Origin of the sequence: Bifidobacterium vespertilionis (genome assembly GCF_008698145.1) — a bacterium.
Lineage (GTDB): Bacteria > Actinomycetota > Actinomycetes > Actinomycetales > Bifidobacteriaceae > Bifidobacterium > Bifidobacterium vespertilionis.
The window spans coordinates 1-16,702 of record NZ_RZNZ01000023.1 but is presented as its reverse complement, the minus strand read 5'-3'; the positions used below and the strand labels follow the sequence as shown (position 1 = coordinate 16,702).

Below are 16,702 nucleotides of genomic sequence, written 5' to 3'. Positions count from 1 at the left end.
ACACTGTCATCCATGAGTGAGATTCGTTTTGCATTGGCCCAGATCGACACCTGCGTGGGTGATCTGGATGGCAACGCCGACAAGGTCCTCGAGTACGCCCACCGCGCCGCCAAGCGTGGCGCGCAGGTGGTGGTGTTCCCCGAGATGACGCTGACCGGGTATCCGATAGAGGATCTGGCCCTGCGCGCCACGTTCCGCAAGGCCGCGTGGGACAAGGCCAACTGGCTGGCCGTCGAGCTCGATTCCGACGGACTGGGCGACCTGTACGTGGTGGCGGGCACCGTGGGCAGCACGGCCGCGGACGCCACGGGCCCCCACGGCGAGGCCAAGCCCCTCAACCGCCTGGTGGTGCTGCATCAGGGCGTGGTGTGGGCCGGCTACGACAAGCACTTCCTGCCCAACTACGGCGTGTTCGACGAATTCCGCATCTTCACGCCCGGCGAGAAGTCACTCACCTTCGAGGTGGAGGGCGTGAAGCTCGGCGTGGCCATCTGCGAGGACATCTGGCAGGACGGCGGTCCGGTGGCCGAGCTCGCGCGCGAGGGGATCGACATCCTCGTCACGATCAACGGCAGCCCCTACGAGGAGGGCAAGACCCACGTGCGCCGGGAGATCGCGGCCAAGCGCGCGGCAGAGGTGAACGCTCCTATTATCTATGTCAATCAGGTGGGAGGCCAGGATGATCTGGTCTTCGACGGCGGCTCCTTCGTGCTCGCCGCGGACGGGACGATGGTCCAGCGCTCCCCGCAGTTCGTGGAGGATCTGAGCCTGTTCACGCTTGCGGCGGACGGCACCCCCGAGCCGGCGGACATCGCCCCGGCGCTCGATCCGGACGAGGAGGTGTATTCCGCCTGCGTGCTGGGCCTCAAGGACTACATGGCCAAGAACCACTTCACCGGCGTGTGTCTGGGCTTGTCCGGCGGCATCGATTCGGCCCTCGTGGCGGCCATGGCCGCGGACGCCTGCGGCGGATCCAACGTGTGGGGCATCTCCATGCCCAGCATGTACTCCTCGGACGGCTCCAAGGACGATGCGGCCGATCTGGCCCGCAACATCGGCGCCCACTACGACGTCCAGCCCATCGAGCCGCTGTTCAACGCCTTCCAGCAGCAGCTCGATCTGCACGACGTGGCGGCCGAGAACCTTCAGGCCCGCATCCGCGGCGTGATCGTGATGGCCTACTCCAACTCCAAAGGCCTGCTCGCCGTGGCCACCGGCAACAAGTCGGAGCTGGCCTGCGGCTACTCCACCATCTACGGCGACGCGGTGGGCGGGTACGCGCCCATCAAGGACCTGCTCAAGACCCGCGTGTGGGAGCTGTCCCGTTGGCGCAACAGGGCCGCGGCCGCCGGCGTGGGCGTGGGCGGCGTCAAGGTCGTGGGCAACGAGGAGGGCCGCCCCGGCGTCCAGCTTGCGGCCGGCGTGATGATCCCGGTCAATTCGATCATCAAGGCCCCCAGCGCCGAGCTGCGGCCCGGCCAGAAGGACTCCGACTCCCTGCCCGAGTACGCGCTGCTCGATCAGGTGCTGGCCGCCTACATCGAGCACGCGCACGGCCGCGCGGACCTGCTGGCGGACGGCTTCGATGCTAAGACCGTGGACACGGTGATGCGATTGGTGGACCGCGCCGAATGGAAGCGCCGCCAGTACCCGCTGGGACCGAAGGTGACGGCCCTCGCGTTCGGCCGCGATCGCCGTCTGCCGGTGACTAGCGCATTCCGCGAGTAGGCTGATTGCGAGTAGGCTGATGGATGGATGCACGGCTCCCCGAAACCGGGGAGCCGCATTCATATGCATGCAATGCGCAAGGCCGATCGCATGCGTGAGGAAAAGGAGCAGAACGATGGCGGACAAGCAGTGGTATTTCAATACGGTGACCGAACAGCCCGAGCTGGGCATGATCTCCCCGGTGCAGCATCGGATGGGGCCGTACAAGTCGCGTGAGGATGCGCTGAGGGCGTGGGAGATCGTCAAGGAGCGCAATGCGAAGTGGGAGGAGCAGGACCGCAGGTTCTACGGCTCGGACTACCACTCGGGGGACTGAGCCGGAATAGTCACGGGTCCCGAAAACCGTTGCAAACATTGGCATCTGTGACTCCGGTCACAATACTCACAAATGTGAGGTAGCTCACTGGAAAACCGAGGATTTCTTTCAGAATTCCCGCTACACTAGTCAAGTGACGGAGGCGCGTGGAAGCGCCAACGATAATCACCAAGGAGTGAGTAATGGCAGCAGTTGAACAAACCGCAGTCTCTCAGGAAGAGCTCGAGGCCAAGGCCTGGGCTGGCTTCACCGAGGGTAACTGGCAGAAGGATATCGACGTTCGTGACTTCATCCAGAAGAACTTCACCCCGTACGAGGGCGATGCTTCCTTCCTGGCGAACGCCACTGAGAAGACCAAGCACCTGTGGAAGTACCTCGACGACAACTACCTGGCTGTCGAGCGCAAGCAGCGCGTCTACGACGTGGACACCCACACCCCGGCTGGCATCACCGCCTTCCCGGCTGGCTACATTGACTCCCCGGAGGTCGACAACGTGATCGTCGGCCTGCAGACCGACGTCCCCTGCAAGCGCGCCATGATGCCGAACGGCGGCTGGCGTATGGTCGAGCAGGCCATCAAGGAGGCCGGCAAGGAAGTCGATCCTGAGATCAAGAAGATCTTCACGACCTACCGCAAGACCCACAACGACGGCGTGTTCGGTGTCTACACCAAGGACATCAAGATCGCCCGCCACAACAAGATCCTCACCGGTCTGCCGGATGCGTACGGCCGTGGCCGCATCATCGGCGACTACCGTCGTGTCGCCCTGTACGGTGTCAACACCCTGATCAAGTTCAAGCAGCGCGACAAGGACTCCATCCCCTACCGCAACGACTTCACTGAGCCGGAGATCGAGCACTGGATCCGCTTCCGTGAGGAGCACGACGAGCAGATCAAGGCCCTGAAGCAGCTCATCAAGCTTGGCGCCGAGTACGGTCTGGACCTGTCCCGCCCGGCTCAGAACGCTCACGAGGCCGTTCAGTGGACCTACATGGGCTACCTGGCCTCCATCAAGTCCCAGGACGGCGCCGCCATGTCCTTCGGCCGCAACTCCGCCTTCTTCGATTGCTACTTCGAGCGCGATCTGAAGAACGGCCTCATCACCGAGACCGATGCTCAGGAGATCATCGACAACATCGTGATGAAGCTGCGCATCGTCCGCTTCCTGCGCACCAAGGACTACGACAACATCTTCTCCGGTGACCCCTACTGGGCGACTTGGTCCGACGCCGGCTTCGCCGATGACGGCCGCGCTCTGGTCACCAAGACCTCCTTCCGTCTGCTCAACACCCTGACCCTTGAGCACCTTGGACCTGGCCCGGAGCCGAACATCACCATCTTCTGGGATCCGAAGCTGCCGGAAGGCTACAAGCGCTTCTGCGCCAAGATCTCCATCGACACCTCCGCCATCCAGTACGAGTCCGACAAGCAGATTCGTTCTCACTGGGGCGACGACGCCGCCATCGCCTGCTGCGTCTCCCCGATGCGCGTTGGCAAGCAGATGCAGTTCTTCGCCGCCCGCGTGAACTCCGCCAAGGCCCTGCTGTACGCCATCAACGGTGGTCGCGATGAGATGACCGGCATGCAGGTCATCGACAAGGGCGTCATCGAGCCGATCGCTCCGGAAGCCGACGGCACCCTGGACTACGAGAAGGTCAAGGCCAACTACGAGAAGGCTCTGGAGTGGCTGTCCGAGACCTACGTCAAGGCCCTGAACATCATCCACTACATGCACGATAAGTACGCCTACGAGTCCATCGAGATGGCTCTGCACGACAAGGAAGTGTACCGTACCCTTGGTTGCGGTATGTCCGGTCTGTCCATCGCCGCCGACTCGCTGTCCGCCTGCAAGTACGCCAAGGTGTACCCGATCTACAACAAGGACGCCAAGAACCTTGAGGGTCACGAGTACGAGTACGTTGAGGGCGCCGACGACGATCTGGTCGTGGGCTACCGCACCGAGGGCGAGTTCCCGATCTACGGCAACGACGACGATCGCGCCGACTCCATCGCCAAGTGGGTTGTCTCCACTGTGATGGGCCAGGTCAAGCGTCTGCCCGTGTACCGTGGCGCCGTCCCGACCCAGTCCATCCTGACCATCACCTCCAACGTCGAGTACGGCAAGAACACCGGTTCCTTCCCGTCCGGCCACAAGAAGGGCACCCCGTACGCCCCGGGCGCGAACCCGGAGAACGGCATGGACTCCCACGGCATGCTGCCGTCCATGTTCTCCGTCGGCAAGATCGACTACAACGACGCTCTTGACGGCATCTCGCTGACCAACACCATCACCCCTGATGGCCTTGGCCGCGACGAGGAGGAGCGCATCGGCAACCTGGTCGGCATCTTGGACGCCGGCAACGGCCACGGCCTCTACCACGCGAACATCAACGTTCTGCGCAAGGAGACCATGGAGGACGCCGTTGAGCACCCGGAGAAGTACCCGCACCTGACCGTGCGCGTCTCCGGCTACGCGGTGAACTTCGTCAAGCTCACCAAGGAGCAGCAGCTCGACGTCATCTCCCGTACGTTCCACCAGGGCTCCGTCACCGACTGATCTCGGTAGAACCGCGTAAACGGTAGAACCTAAGGGGCGGGACTATAATCGGTCCCGCCCCTTTTGTATTCCAGACTTTATGACTTCCGAAGATTCGGCAGAAAGGACAAGGATGTCTGAAACCACCCAGTTCCGCACCACAACCCGGCACATGCTCAAGGAATCCAAGGAGTACGCCAGCCAGACGCTGATGGGTGGCCTCTCCGGATTCGAATCCCCGATCGGCCTCGACCGTCGCGACCGCATCAAGGCGCTGCGCTCCGGCGACGTCGGCTTCGTCCACTCGTGGGACATCAACACCTCCGTCGACGGCCCGGGCACCCGCATGACCGTCTTCATGAGCGGCTGCCCGCTGCGCTGCCAGTACTGCCAGAACCCCGACACCTGGAAGATGCGCGACGGCCAGCCCGTGTATCTGGATGCGATGATCAAAAAGGTCGATCGCTACAAGGACCTGTTCAAGGCCACCGGCGGCGGCATCACGTTCTCCGGCGGCGAGTCCATGATGCAGCCCGCCTTCGTCTCCCGCGTGTTCCATGCAGCCAAGGAGATGGGAGTGCACACCTGCCTGGACACCTCCGGCTTCCTCAACGCCAACTACACGGACGAGATGATCGACGACATCGACCTGTGCCTGCTGGACGTCAAGTCCGGCAATGAGGAGACCTATAAGGAGGTCACCGGCGGCACGCTGGCACCGACCATCGAGTTTGGCCATCGCCTGCGTGATCGCGGCAAGAAGATTTGGGTGCGCTTCGTGCTCGTCCCCGGTCTCACGGACTCCGAGGAGAACGTGGACGAGGTGGCGAGAATCTGCAAGTCCTTCGGCGACGCGCTGGAGCACGTGGATGTGCTCGGCTTCCACCAGCTTGGTCGTCCGAAGTGGCATGAGATGCGCATCCCGTACCCGCTGGAGAACCAGAAGGGTCCGTCGGCCAAGCTGCGCGAGCGCGTGGCCAACCAGTTCAAGGACTATGGTCTGACGGTCTACTGACGGTCCAGCGTTGAACAAGCCCCCTTGCATAGGGGGCTGTTCCGTTTTATCTTCACGCAAACGGAAGGCGGACATGGAAATGCCGTTCGACACGCTGCATGCATCCGCGTAAAATGCGCGCAAACCGACCATTCGCCATTTAGCCTTGAATCATGGCCGACATTTACCAGTTTCCCGCCGGTGCCATCGATGGCATCGCAGCGGCGGACGCGGCGGATACGGCGGGTCGGATGACGCAGGAGTCGTACGGTCGAACCGAAGCCGCCCCTGCGCAGGCGCATGCCGATGTGCCGGACGAGGTGCTGCGTGCCGTGGAATCCGTGCGGCGCATGATGCACATCGACGGCGTGCAGTACCGGGAGATCCCCGTCCCGCGGCGATTGGCCGATTACGGGATCGGCGTCGGGCTGGGCGTGCCCCTCGATGAGCCGGGATACGGTGACGCAATCCGGTCGGGGATCTCCGGCTGGATCATGACCCTGTACGATCTTGAGCCGCGCAAGGCCTGGCGATCGCACTGGCGTTGCGCGGCCTTCGTCTGTGCGCCCCTGCCCGGCCCGGCCCACGATGCCCTTGCGGCGGACATGGTGTGGGATGCGGTGACCCAATCCCTCGAATCCGTGGAGGCCGTCGATCCGGCCGGCACGGTGACGATCACGCGCAATGCGGGGTATGGCGCTCTTGCCGGCGACGGGACTGCAGGGACGTCTGCGGGCGCGGGACCGGGAGCCCCGGTGCGGACATTGGGCTTTGAGGTGCGGGTGTCATGGACTCCTGCCACCATGGGTGATCGGGATCCCGACGTTGGCGCGCAAGTCGCCGCATGGGCGCGTTTCGCGCACGATGCGGCCGAGGCCATCCATGACGATTCGGGCCTGTGACGGTAAAGGCAGAACAACAAGGAGCAGCACAGTCGTGAACGTCGCCGATGAGCCTCGTTTGCTTGCGGAACCTCGCGGGGGAGTGCCGGAGGTCATCACGACCCTGGACGATTTCCGCCGCATGATCCTACGCTTCGCCATGGCGGACGGATCCGTGGCCGCCGATGCGGAGCGGGCGTCCGGATTCCGCTACGGGCATGAGGATTGGCTGGTGCAATTCAAGCGCGAAGGCGCGGGCATCGCACTCGTCGATCCCGTGGTTCTGGCGGAGCAAGGCGCCAACTGGGCCGATTTCAATCTGGCCGTGGGAGATTCGGCTTGGATCATCCACGATTCGCTGCAGGATCTTCCCGGCTTTGCGGATCTGGGCATGCGTCCCAAGGCGCTGTTCGACACCGAGATGGCCGCCCGGCTGCTCGGCCTGTCCCGCTTCGGTCTGGCCGCCGTCACCGAGCACTATCTGGGGCTCACGCTGGCCAAGGAGCATTCGGCCGCCGACTGGTCCTACCGTCCGCTGCCGCGCGATTGGCGCAACTACGCCGCTTTGGACGTGGAGCTGCTCATCGAGCTGGAGGACCGCATGGGCGCCGAGCTCAGGCGCCAGGGCAAGGACGGCTGGGCCCGCGAGGAGTTCTCCTACCTGCTGGCCAAGGGCATGGAGCCCAAGGAACGCCCGGTTCAGCCGTGGCGGCACATCTCGCACATCAATGCGCTGGCAAGGGACCAGCGCGGTCTGGCCGTGGCGCGCGGACTGTGGACCCGACGCGATGAGATCGCCCGGCACTACGACATCGCGCCCAGCCTGCTGCTGCCCGATGCGGCGATCATCGAGGCTGCCCAGCGCAAGCCGCGCAATGCCCGCGAGTTCCGCGCTATCCGCTCCCTCAACGAGCGTGTGCGCGTGCACACCGGCGGTGAGCAGGACAAGATGTTCGAGCGGTATGCGCCGATTCAGCGGGAAGTGAAACCCGTGGTGTGGAAGGATGCGATCGCCGAGGCTCTGGCCCTCAGGGCGGCCGATCTGCCCGTGTCCCCGCCGTCCGGCAACGATGAGGGCAACGCCCCCCGATCCATGCGCTACTGGCAGGATCACCATCCGGCCCGCTACGCCCGTCTGCAGGCCGCGCGCAAGGTGATCAACCAGATCGCCGACGACACCCGCACGCCGGCGGATGTGATCGTCAAGCCGCAGCTGATCCGCAACCTGTGCTGGACCGATGACATCCGCTCCAGGGACGTCGCCGAATTCCTCCACGGGCAGGGCGCCAGGCGTTGGCAGGTGGATTTGATCGCCGCGTCCGTGACCCGCGCTATCATGTAACGGTTGCCTTTTGGCAGAACTGTATGGTTTCAAGAATAATTGGAGCGTAAGCGTGAAAATCAGCGTTCGTAACCTCGAGCCGACCAAGGTGAAGCTCACCGTCACCGTTGACACCGAGGAGTTCAACCCGTACCTCGACGCCGCCCGCAAGGAGATCGGCAAGCAGGTCAACATCCCCGGCTTCCGCAAGGGTCACGTGCCCGGCAAGATCATCGACCAGCGCATCGGCTTCGGCGCCGTTGCCAGCGAGGCCGTGAACGCCGCGGTTCCGGAGCTGTACTCCAAGGCTCTTGAGGAGAAGCAGATCCACCCCATGGCCCAGCCGGAGCTGGACGTCCAGGAGGTGCCCACCTCCGCCAAGGACGAGACCAAGCTGAAGTTCGTGGCCACCGTCGAGCGTCGCCCGGACATCGAGCTGCCGGAGCTCAACGGCCTGGAGATCGAGGTCGCCAAGCCCTCCGTCTCCGATGAGGACGTGGACAAGCGCCTGGAGAACCTGCGCCAGCGCTTCGGCACCCTGGTGGGCGTGGACCGCCCGGCCGCCAAGGGCGATTTCGCCAACATCGACCTGACCGCCACCATCAACGACGAGGCCGTCGACTCCCAGGAGGGCGTGAGCTACGAGCTGGGCTCCGGCACCATGCTGGACGGCATCGACGAGGCCCTTGAGGGCCTGTCCGCCGGCGAGGAGACCACTTTCGAGTCCACCCTGCAGGGCGGCGACCACGAGGGCGAGCAGGCCCTGGTCAAGGTCAAGGTCAACTCCGTCAAGTCCGAGGAGCTCCCGGAGCTCAACGACGACTTCGCCCAGGAGGCCTCCGAGTTCGACACCCTCGACGAGCTCAAGGCGGACATCCGCAAGCAGTGCGAGTCCGATCTCGAGGCCCGTCAGGCCACCGACGCCCGCGACGCCTTCATCGCGAAGATTCAGGACGGCCTGGATATCCCGCTGCCCAAGGGCGTCAAGGCCGAGATGGTCGAGCAGCAGCTCAAGAACGTGACCGCCGATCCGGATAAGGCCACCGACGAGCAGAAGAAGGAAGCCGAGGAGACCGTCGAGAAGGAACTGCGCGACCAGATGGTCCTCGACGCCCTCGCCGAGAAGATGGACGTGAAGGTCTCCCAGAACGAGGTCTTCCAGTTCCTCGCCTCCATCGCCCAGCAGTACGGCATGGATCCGAACCGCTTCATCCAGGCCATCATCCAGAACGGCCAGATCGGCTCCGCCGTGCAGGAAGTCGGCCGTTCCAAGGGCATGGTCGCCGGCATGAAGGCCGTCACCTTCAAGGACACCGAGGGCAACGCGCTCGACCTGTCCAAGTTCCTGGGCGAGGCCGCCGAGGAAGAGGAGGAGCAGTCCGTCGAGGCCGCTTCCGCCGCTGCCGCCGTGGCCGACGAGATCGCCAAGCAGGACGACGAGAAGCCGGCTGCTGAGTAGATTAGTGTAATATCAGTAATAAGTTGTTTTACTTGATTGCAGCTTGACAAATGGAGCCAATGTATCATGCATTGGCTCCATTTTGTATATTGGCATCTAAGATAGAGAGATATAGTGAAAATCTGTGAACATTGTGGCTCATCTAATAGAGATTCTTTCTCCAGTTGTTTTGTATGTGGGACATCTTTTCTAAAAGAGAATAATGGCTTCCTTATAAAAAAGGGAGATAGCATAGAGACTTTTATTGAGGTATGGAGTGGAAGGGGATCTGAGAAATCCGACACACATCCTTTTTGGATAAACTTGTTAGAACTCCTTGGTTGTGAAAATGTTTCACAACAAATTCGTTTTGAAATGCAAACTCCTAAGGGTGGTCTAATTGATGTATTTTGGCCATGTTCTGGTCTTTTAATTGAGCAAAAAAGCGCATCAATTGATTTAGATCGACCAGAGAGCAGGCAGGGGTGGGACGTTACGCCGCAACAGCAAGCTTTTCGTTATGTATATGATCTAGACAATAAGCCTAGTGTTAATTATGTATGTATATGTAATTTTAAGGAATTTAGATTATATAATAAAAGATGCATTGCTGAAGGAAAAGGTAAACCGTTTAAAGTTTTCACGTTGAAGAACCTAAGGAGTAATTTAGGTATCTTACGTGAAATAACAAAAAAACAAAATCAAATAAATGAAAAACAATTGGATTATTGTACCCGAGTGAATGCAAATGTTGACAATTATAGCTTTCAAAAATTGGATACACAAGAGATTCTGAGGATCGCTCAGGTAAGAGCTACATGTATGAAAAAATGTGACAAAGGTAACTGGGTGTGGCTTTATCGTGATCGAAAACAGATTTATAAGGATTGTATTGAAACCCGCCTTGCACTGTATGCAGCTTGGGAAAAATTGGCTGAAGGCTCCCTAACTTTGGACGAGCTTAAGGGTTATAGTGCTGCTTTAATAGATCTCGTGGAATGGAATACGTTAATTTCCCCTCTTGTAGGCATGCCTAAATTGGATAAAAAAAGGTATTGGCCATCTTATAAAAAAATAAATCCTGCTGATTTGGATGAAATTCAGTACAATTTATCAAAGGTTGTTATGCTGCACATACCCGGAGATTATCCGGAAGGTAGTTCTGTGGTATCTATTGATATATATGATGAATCGTATAAATGTTTTTCATTTAAGAAAGGTTATCTAACTAAAAGAGAACCTGAATACGATGAAGATAATCATTATGTTGGCGAAAAATTTTACTCCCGCGTGTTGCACGATAAAAAAATATTTAGTGAGAATGTTTCTTTGCAGAATAAAATTTTGAATATTCTTTCTGAGTCATCAGTTGTAGTGTGTGATGCGCCATCTTACGTGAATGCATGGTTAATGCTTCATTTTAAGAATTATTGGACTTCTTATTCAAATAAGACAATAAATTTTATAAGTATAGTGGATTATTTCACTGATTGCGAGAATGATGCTTTGCTATCTCAACGATTTAAATCTTCAGGTCTCTCTTTTGGGGATGAATTTAATAACTTTGCTTTTGCTGTATCTTATATTAAGAAAAGGAAATGGGATAGTGAAATTGTTAAGAAACATAGTAATATGCATCTTTCTTTCTAATTCATGGATTGGATGATTCCTGGAATCACGAAACCCCGTTGAGGAACGAACATGCAGAGAACCACAGACATCGCACGTCTTGGCTGGATTGCGGCGGCCGTCGTCGTGCTGGGCGCGCTGATCGGCGCCGGTGCGGGGCTGTTGACGCTGTTGCTGTACGGCGTTGAGCACGTGATGCTCGGCTACATGGAAGGTGCGGGCATGCCCGGGCCGTTCGCCGTGCCCGCCGTGCGCAGAGGCGTCTCGGTGGTCGCGGGCCTGACGATCGCCGGTGTCGCATGGTATCTGCTGCGCGGCAGGGCCAAGGCGGTGCCCTCGGTCAAGAAGGCCGTGGCGGGCGACCGCATGCCGGTCTGGCAGACCATCGTTCATGTGGTGCTGCAGATTTTCATCGTGGGCTCCGGAGCTTCGATCGGCCGCGAGGTCGCCCCGCGAGAGCTTGGCGCGATGCTTGCCCAGCGCTTCTGCGATCTGCTGCGCATCGACGGGGAGAACGGCCTTGACCGGCGCATGGTGGTCGCCGTGGCCGCCGGCGCGGGTCTGGGTGGCGTATACGATGCGCCGCTGGCGGGCATGTTCTTCGCCGTGGAGATCCTGCTGGCGGACGTGACGATCGAGAAGGTGGCCTTTGGACTGGGCATGTCATCCGTCGCCGCGTTTGTGGCCACCGCCATCAAGGGGCGCCATACGTTCTATGACGTGACCGCCATGCAGCCGGAATCGACGCCGACCCTCATGCTCTTCGCGCTGCTGTGCGGCGCGGCGTGCGGCGTGGCCGGCGCGCTGTTCCGCAGGGGGTCGTCGTGGGCGGAAAGCCACAGGGCCAAGGGCCGTGCGATCCTGTGGTGGATGCCGCTGGCGGGTGTCGTCACCGCCGCTGTCGCGATCATCGTGCCCGAGGTGATGGGCAACGGCCGCGCCACCGCGCAGCTTGGTTTCAGCGCTTTCCTGTCCGATGCCTCAGCCGCCTCCGGCGCGGTCCAGTCGGCTGATTCGACCGCCGCCTCGCCGTGGACGCTGCTCGCCGGTCCGGATGCGGGCTGGACGGTCAACGCGGGGACCGCATCCTCGCAATCGCAGGTGTGGGCGATGCTGGGCGTGCTGGCGCTCGCGTTCGCGGCCAAGGCGGCGGTCACGCTGCTCACGATCCGTTCGGGCGCGTCCGGCGGCGTGCTCCAGCCGGGCATCGCCCTCGGCTCCACGCTGGGCGCGATGCTGGGACTGCTGTGGCTGTTCGCGTTCCCCGTGGATTCCCTCACTGCCTGTGCGCTGATCGGAGCCGCCGCGCTGCTGTCCGCCTCGCAGCAAGCCCCGCTTATGGCGATGTGCCTGGTCATGGAGCTGACGGAGGCGCCAATGGCGTTCTTTGTGCCGGTGGGGCTTGCCGTCGCCGCATCCGCGCTGGTCTCCAAGTGGATGCTCGCGTGCGCCAACCGTTGCGCGGGGAGCCGAAAGACGGTCGAAACCGGGACCCGCGTCGGTTGGAACCGGTAGGATGGATATGTTTGTGCATAGTATGAAGGAGACAAGGTGAGCGATTTTGCAACCCTTCCCATGATGGCCGGCGAGGATGCGCCCGCGGGCCCCATGGATCCGATTTTCAACCGCCTCTTGAAGGACCGCATCATCTGGCTGGGTGAAGAGGTGGCCGACGCGATGGCCAACCGCATCTGCGCCCAGATGCTTATGCTGGCCGCCGAGGATCCGAAGAAGGACATCTGGCTGTACATCAACTCCCCGGGCGGCTCCATCACCGCCGGCATGGCCATCTACGACACCATGCAGCTCATCGAGCCGGACGTGGCCACCGTGGGCCTGGGCATGTGCGCCTCCATGGGTCAGTTCCTGCTGAGCTCCGGCACCAAGGGCAAGCGCTTCCTGACCTCGCACGCCCGCGTGCTCATGCACCAGCCCTCCGGCGGCGTGGGCGGCACCACCACGGATGTGCGCATCAACGCCGAGCTGATCATGGACATGAAGCGCACCATGGCCGAGCTCACGGCCGAGCAGACCGGCCACACGGTGGAGGAGATCTACCGCGACAACGAATACGACCACTGGTACACCGCGCAGCAGGCCCTTGAGTACGGCTTTGTGGACAAGCTCGTCACCAACGCCGGCTCCATGAACGCCGCGCAGTCCAACGGCCAGAACGCCTGAGCCAAGAGGGGAGCAACACACCAATGGCAAGCGAAGAAGCCCGTTTCGTAGCCCGCGCCCAGCGTCTCGCCGGTCCGCAGGCCCGCTACATCCTGCCGCAGTTCGAGGAAAAGACCCCGTACGGCTACAAGCGCCAGGATCCGTACACCCGTCTGTTCGAGGACCGCATCATCTTCATGGGCGTCCAGGTGGACGACACCTCCGCGGACGACATCATGGCCCAGCTGCTCGTGCTCGAGTCCCAGGACCCGAACCGCGACGTGATGATGTACATCAACTCGCCCGGCGGCTCGATGACGGCCATGACCGCCATCTACGACACCATGCAGTACATCAAGCCGGACGTGGCCACCGTGTGCTTGGGCCAGGCCGCCTCCGCCGCCGCGATCCTGCTGGCCGCCGGCGCGCACGGCAAGCGCCTGATGCTGCCGAACGCCCGCGTGCTCATCCATCAGCCTGCCATGGGCCAGGACTTCGGCAAGGCCACCGAGATCGAGCTGCAGGCCAAGGAAATGATCCGCCTGCGCGAATGGCTCGAGAACACGCTGGCCAAGCACACCGGCCAGAGCCCCGAGAAGATCCGCAAGGACATTGAGGTGGACACCATCCTCACGGCCCCGCAGGCCAAGGAGTATGGCATCGTCGACGAGGTGCTCGAACACCGCAAGTAGTCGGCTATCGGGCCCGCATTCCCCAATACAATGGGGATATGCGGGCCTTTCGCGTATCCGGGCGCCGGGAAGGCGACGGGATGGGCGCAGAATGTTCGGCGCTCGGCCCCGGGCGAGGCGCGGGAGAGACCAGGGATTCAGGGAAGTCAGGGAGGATCGCCGATGGGTCGTGTGATCAGCTACAACGAGGATGCGCCGCGCTGCGCGTTCTGCGGCAAAACCGAGCGGCAGGTCAGGAAGCTCGTGACCGGGCCCACCTGCGCGATCTGCGACGAGTGCATCGAGCTGTGCGTGTCCATCATCTCCGACACGCGCGCCGAGGACGCCCGCCAGAACGCCATCTCGCTGCCCCGCCCGCATGAGATCTTCGACTACCTCAACCGGTACGTGGTGGGGCAGGAGGCCGCCAAGCGCACGCTCGCCGTGGCCGTGTACAACCACTACAAGCGCGTGAACATGGAACTCGCCGACTCCGCGCGGTCGCTCGCCCGTCAGGCCGGAGCGCATCGGGCCGACCCGCTGGCGGACGTGGAGGTGGCCAAGTCGAACATCCTGCTCATGGGACCCACCGGCGTGGGCAAAACCTACCTCGCCCAGACGCTCGCGCGCGTGATGCACGTGCCGTTCGTGATCTGTGACGCCACCACGCTCACCGAGGCCGGCTATGTGGGCGATGATGTGGAAACCGTGCTCCAGCGTCTCCTGCAGGCCGCCGACGGCGATGTGGACCGGGCCAGGCATGGGATTGTGTACATCGACGAGATCGACAAGATCGCCCGCAAAAGCGGGGAGAACACGTCCCTGACGCGCGATGTGTCCGGCGAGGGCGTCCAGCAGGCGCTGCTCAAGATCCTCGAAGGCACGCTCGCCTCCGTGCCGGTGGACGGCACGCGCAAGCACAAGGAGCAGGATGTGGTGCAGATCGACACACGCGACATCCTCTTCATCTGCGGCGGCGCCTTCGTGGGGCTCACGGACATCGTCTCCACCCGGCTGGGTCGTCACGAAAGCGGCTTCGGAGCCTCGTGGCGCGATCAGGAGGTGAGCGAACATGATCTGCTCGCCCAAGCCAACGCGGACGATCTGGCCGAGTTCGGCCTGCTGCCCGAATTCATTGGCCGCATGCCCGTGCACAGCGTGTTGCAGGAACTCACCGTGGACGATCTCAAGGTGATCCTCACCGAGCCCGCCAACGCCCTGACCAAGCAGTACCGCAAGCTGTTCGCCGCCGATGACGTGGATCTGGTCTTCACCGATGACGCCGTTGGTGCGATCGCCGAGCAGTCGATCAGCCAAGGGACCGGTGCGCGAGGGCTGCGCTCGATCATCGAGAAGACGCTGGAGGACACGATGTTCCGCCTGCCGGATCTCTCCGGCGTGGCGCGCGTGGTGGTGGACGCCGATGCCGTGGCGGGGCGCAGGCTGCCGCAGCTGGTGATGGGGGACGCGCCGGCGGAGGGGCTGATTGATGCCCCGATCGATGTGCCGTTCGACCAGCACGTGGCGTAAAACGTTGGAATTCCGGGCAACACGCCGATGTTTGCGCATATGGGGCATATGCGTTATTGTATTCGAGTTGCCTGAAGGAAGCACTTCGAAAGAGGTGCTCGTTCAGATGGTCAACATGCGCCAGTAGCCCAGCGGATTAGAGCAGCTGACTACGGATCAGCAGGTCGCAGGTTCGAATCCTGTCTGGCGCACGTTGGGTCCTCATGTGCGGCAGTGCGTGGGGATTCTTTCCTGAAAAGGAAGCTATCAACAGGTAGCATGCGCCAGTAGCCCAGCGGATTAGAGCAGCTGACTACGGATCAGCAGGTCGCAGGTTCGAATCCTGTCTGGCGCACGATAAGCCCTCACCTCCGAATGGAAGTGAGGGCTTTCCAATTTTGCTGCTTTGTCATCCTGAGTACAGCGCGGTTATCCTGAGCGGAGCGTAGCTTTCGCTTTGCTCAGGATGGGTGACCCGCTTGGGAGGACCGGGGAAGAACGTCATCCTGAGCACTGAGCCGTGAAGCGGACAGCCCGGTGGGCTGTCCGTAGGCGATGGGAGCCGCCGCCAAGGCGGCGACGGTCCGGCGCAGCCGAACACCGCAGCGCGCAGTCGAAGGATCCTTCGCCATTCCACACAAAGTTACAGTGCAGAAAAACCAAGGATCCTTCGCTTCGCCCAGAATGACGTTGGGAGTGTGCCCTGCGATGCCCAACCACACTGTTCCGCCCGCAAACTGGGCAAATCGGGACACTGGATTCGCAAACTGGGCAGATCCGGTATTCTGCGACCGATTTTCGGCCTCCAGACGGCATGATCTGCCCAGTTTGCGCGGCGAGAGGCCCGATCTGCCCAGTTTGCGGCGCAACTGGGCGAGAACTGGGCAGATCGGGCGCGAGCCGGGCAAGAACTGGGCAGATTGTGCCGATTTCGGAATTCAACGTGACGTGGTGTGTGACCGGGAGCGTGACATGGCGTGCGATGTGACCGGGAGTGTGACATGGTGTGGGCACGCCCGGTCACGGGGTGTCGGAATCGTTGAAATAAAGCCATTTTGAAATCCCTGTGACCGGGAATGGGCACGCCATGTCACACGCCCAGTCACAACTCACCCCCAGCCACACGCCCGCCCATGCGTTCGACATGAGGGGTTGTCCGTTTACGGCTCAGTGCTCAGGGTGACGTCGAGAGCCGCTTTCTGTCATCCTGAGCGTAAGCGAAGGATCCTTAACCTTCCTGCATGATGACTTTGGTGCGTAATGGCCAAGGATCCTTCGCTTCGCTCAGGATGACGTGGGGCGCCTTCCGTCATTCTGAGCGAAGCACACTCTCCTCCCGTCATCCTGAGCGCAGCGCGCAGCGCGGAGTCGAAGGATCCTTAACTTCCCCGCGGCGGATTTTAGTGGTGGTTGCAACACCTGAGTGATTTGCCACCTCGAACGGTGGTCTTCGCGATGACGCGATCATATCATGAGGCGTTGATGAGCGCGAGGATCCTTTCACTGGGCTTGTCGTAC

Annotated in this window: 12 protein-coding genes and 2 tRNA genes; all 14 read left to right on the top strand. The window is 61.3% G+C overall.

What is annotated here, in order from left to right:
* Positions 1 to 12 precede the first annotated feature (12 nt).
* The 14 genes from EMO90_RS11620 (at position 13) to EMO90_RS11555 (ending at position 15,539) form a co-directional block, all read left to right on the top strand.
* Positions 13 to 1,728 carry an NAD+ synthase gene (locus tag EMO90_RS11620; protein WP_150354894.1) on the top strand — a complete coding sequence of 572 codons (1,716 nt, stop codon included), beginning with the start codon at positions 13 to 15 and terminating at the stop codon, positions 1,726 to 1,728.
* A gap of 115 nt (positions 1,729 to 1,843) precedes the next feature.
* Entirely contained in the window at positions 1,844 to 2,044 is a 201-nt protein-coding gene (locus tag EMO90_RS11615) for a hypothetical protein (protein ID WP_150354893.1), read from the top strand.
* Positions 2,045 to 2,226: 182 nt separating this feature from the next.
* Positions 2,227 to 4,602 carry a formate C-acetyltransferase gene (gene pflB / locus EMO90_RS11610; protein WP_150354892.1) on the top strand — a complete coding sequence of 792 codons (2,376 nt, stop codon included), beginning with the start codon at positions 2,227 to 2,229 and terminating at the stop codon, positions 4,600 to 4,602.
* Between the two features lie 112 nt (positions 4,603 to 4,714).
* Positions 4,715 to 5,596 (top strand): pyruvate formate-lyase-activating protein, encoded by an 882-nt coding sequence (gene pflA, locus EMO90_RS11605; protein ID WP_150354891.1) that lies wholly within the window; start codon positions 4,715 to 4,717, stop codon positions 5,594 to 5,596.
* Positions 5,597 to 5,748: 152 nt separating this feature from the next.
* Positions 5,749 to 6,477 carry a DUF3000 family protein gene (locus tag EMO90_RS11600; protein WP_223849847.1) on the top strand — a complete coding sequence of 243 codons (729 nt, stop codon included), beginning with the start codon at positions 5,749 to 5,751 and terminating at the stop codon, positions 6,475 to 6,477.
* Positions 6,458 to 7,798 (top strand): HRDC domain-containing protein, encoded by a 1,341-nt coding sequence (locus EMO90_RS11595; RefSeq protein ID WP_150354890.1) that lies wholly within the window; start codon positions 6,458 to 6,460, stop codon positions 7,796 to 7,798. The genes EMO90_RS11600 and EMO90_RS11595 overlap by 20 nt, the downstream gene beginning before the upstream one ends.
* Before the next feature lie 52 nt (positions 7,799 to 7,850).
* Positions 7,851 to 9,236, top strand: coding sequence for a trigger factor (gene tig / locus EMO90_RS11590; protein ID WP_150354889.1), 1,386 nt, complete (start codon positions 7,851 to 7,853; stop codon positions 9,234 to 9,236).
* A gap of 114 nt (positions 9,237 to 9,350) precedes the next feature.
* Positions 9,351 to 10,865 (top strand): type IIL restriction-modification enzyme MmeI, encoded by a 1,515-nt coding sequence (locus tag EMO90_RS11585; RefSeq protein ID WP_150354888.1) that lies wholly within the window; start codon positions 9,351 to 9,353, stop codon positions 10,863 to 10,865.
* Between the two features lie 51 nt (positions 10,866 to 10,916).
* Positions 10,917 to 12,359 carry a chloride channel protein gene (locus EMO90_RS11580; RefSeq protein WP_150354887.1) on the top strand — a complete coding sequence of 481 codons (1,443 nt, stop codon included), beginning with the start codon at positions 10,917 to 10,919 and terminating at the stop codon, positions 12,357 to 12,359.
* A 63-nt stretch (positions 12,360 to 12,422) separates the two neighbouring features.
* On the top strand, positions 12,423 to 13,025 hold the full coding sequence (locus EMO90_RS11575; RefSeq protein ID WP_150354917.1) for an ATP-dependent Clp protease proteolytic subunit: 603 nt from the start codon (positions 12,423 to 12,425) through the stop codon (positions 13,023 to 13,025).
* A gap of 23 nt (positions 13,026 to 13,048) precedes the next feature.
* Positions 13,049 to 13,696 (top strand): ATP-dependent Clp protease proteolytic subunit, encoded by a 648-nt coding sequence (locus tag EMO90_RS11570; RefSeq protein ID WP_150354886.1) that lies wholly within the window; start codon positions 13,049 to 13,051, stop codon positions 13,694 to 13,696.
* 162 nt (positions 13,697 to 13,858) lie between these two features.
* Complete coding sequence (clpX, locus tag EMO90_RS11565) at positions 13,859 to 15,205, top strand: ATP-dependent Clp protease ATP-binding subunit ClpX (protein WP_150354885.1); 1,347 nt, start codon at positions 13,859 to 13,861, stop codon at positions 15,203 to 15,205.
* A 117-nt stretch (positions 15,206 to 15,322) separates the two neighbouring features.
* Positions 15,323 to 15,396: transfer RNA gene (locus EMO90_RS11560), tRNA-Arg, on the top strand.
* A 69-nt stretch (positions 15,397 to 15,465) separates the two neighbouring features.
* A tRNA-Arg gene (locus EMO90_RS11555) sits at positions 15,466 to 15,539 on the top strand.
* Positions 15,540 to 16,702: the final 1,163 nt, after the last annotated feature.

Bases quoted from the DNA above. Each gene is read 5' to 3' on its own strand.
- EMO90_RS11600 (WP_223849847.1), top strand. From the start codon at position 5,749: ATGGCCGACATTTACCAGTTTCCCGCCGGTGCCATCGATGGCATCGCA.
- pflB (WP_150354892.1), top strand. From the start codon at position 2,227: ATGGCAGCAGTTGAACAAACCGCAGTCTCTCAGGAAGAGCTCGAGGCC.
- EMO90_RS11570 (WP_150354886.1), top strand. From the start codon at position 13,049: ATGGCAAGCGAAGAAGCCCGTTTCGTAGCCCGCGCCCAGCGTCTCGCC.
- pflA (WP_150354891.1), top strand. From the start codon at position 4,715: ATGTCTGAAACCACCCAGTTCCGCACCACAACCCGGCACATGCTCAAG.
- EMO90_RS11575 (WP_150354917.1), top strand. From the start codon at position 12,423: ATGGCCGGCGAGGATGCGCCCGCGGGCCCCATGGATCCGATTTTCAAC.
- clpX (WP_150354885.1), top strand. From the start codon at position 13,859: ATGGGTCGTGTGATCAGCTACAACGAGGATGCGCCGCGCTGCGCGTTC.
- EMO90_RS11620 (WP_150354894.1), top strand. From the start codon at position 13: ATGAGTGAGATTCGTTTTGCATTGGCCCAGATCGACACCTGCGTGGGT.
- EMO90_RS11580 (WP_150354887.1), top strand. From the start codon at position 10,917: ATGCAGAGAACCACAGACATCGCACGTCTTGGCTGGATTGCGGCGGCC.
- EMO90_RS11595 (WP_150354890.1), top strand. From the start codon at position 6,458: ATGACGATTCGGGCCTGTGACGGTAAAGGCAGAACAACAAGGAGCAGC.
- EMO90_RS11615 (WP_150354893.1), top strand. From the start codon at position 1,844: ATGGCGGACAAGCAGTGGTATTTCAATACGGTGACCGAACAGCCCGAG.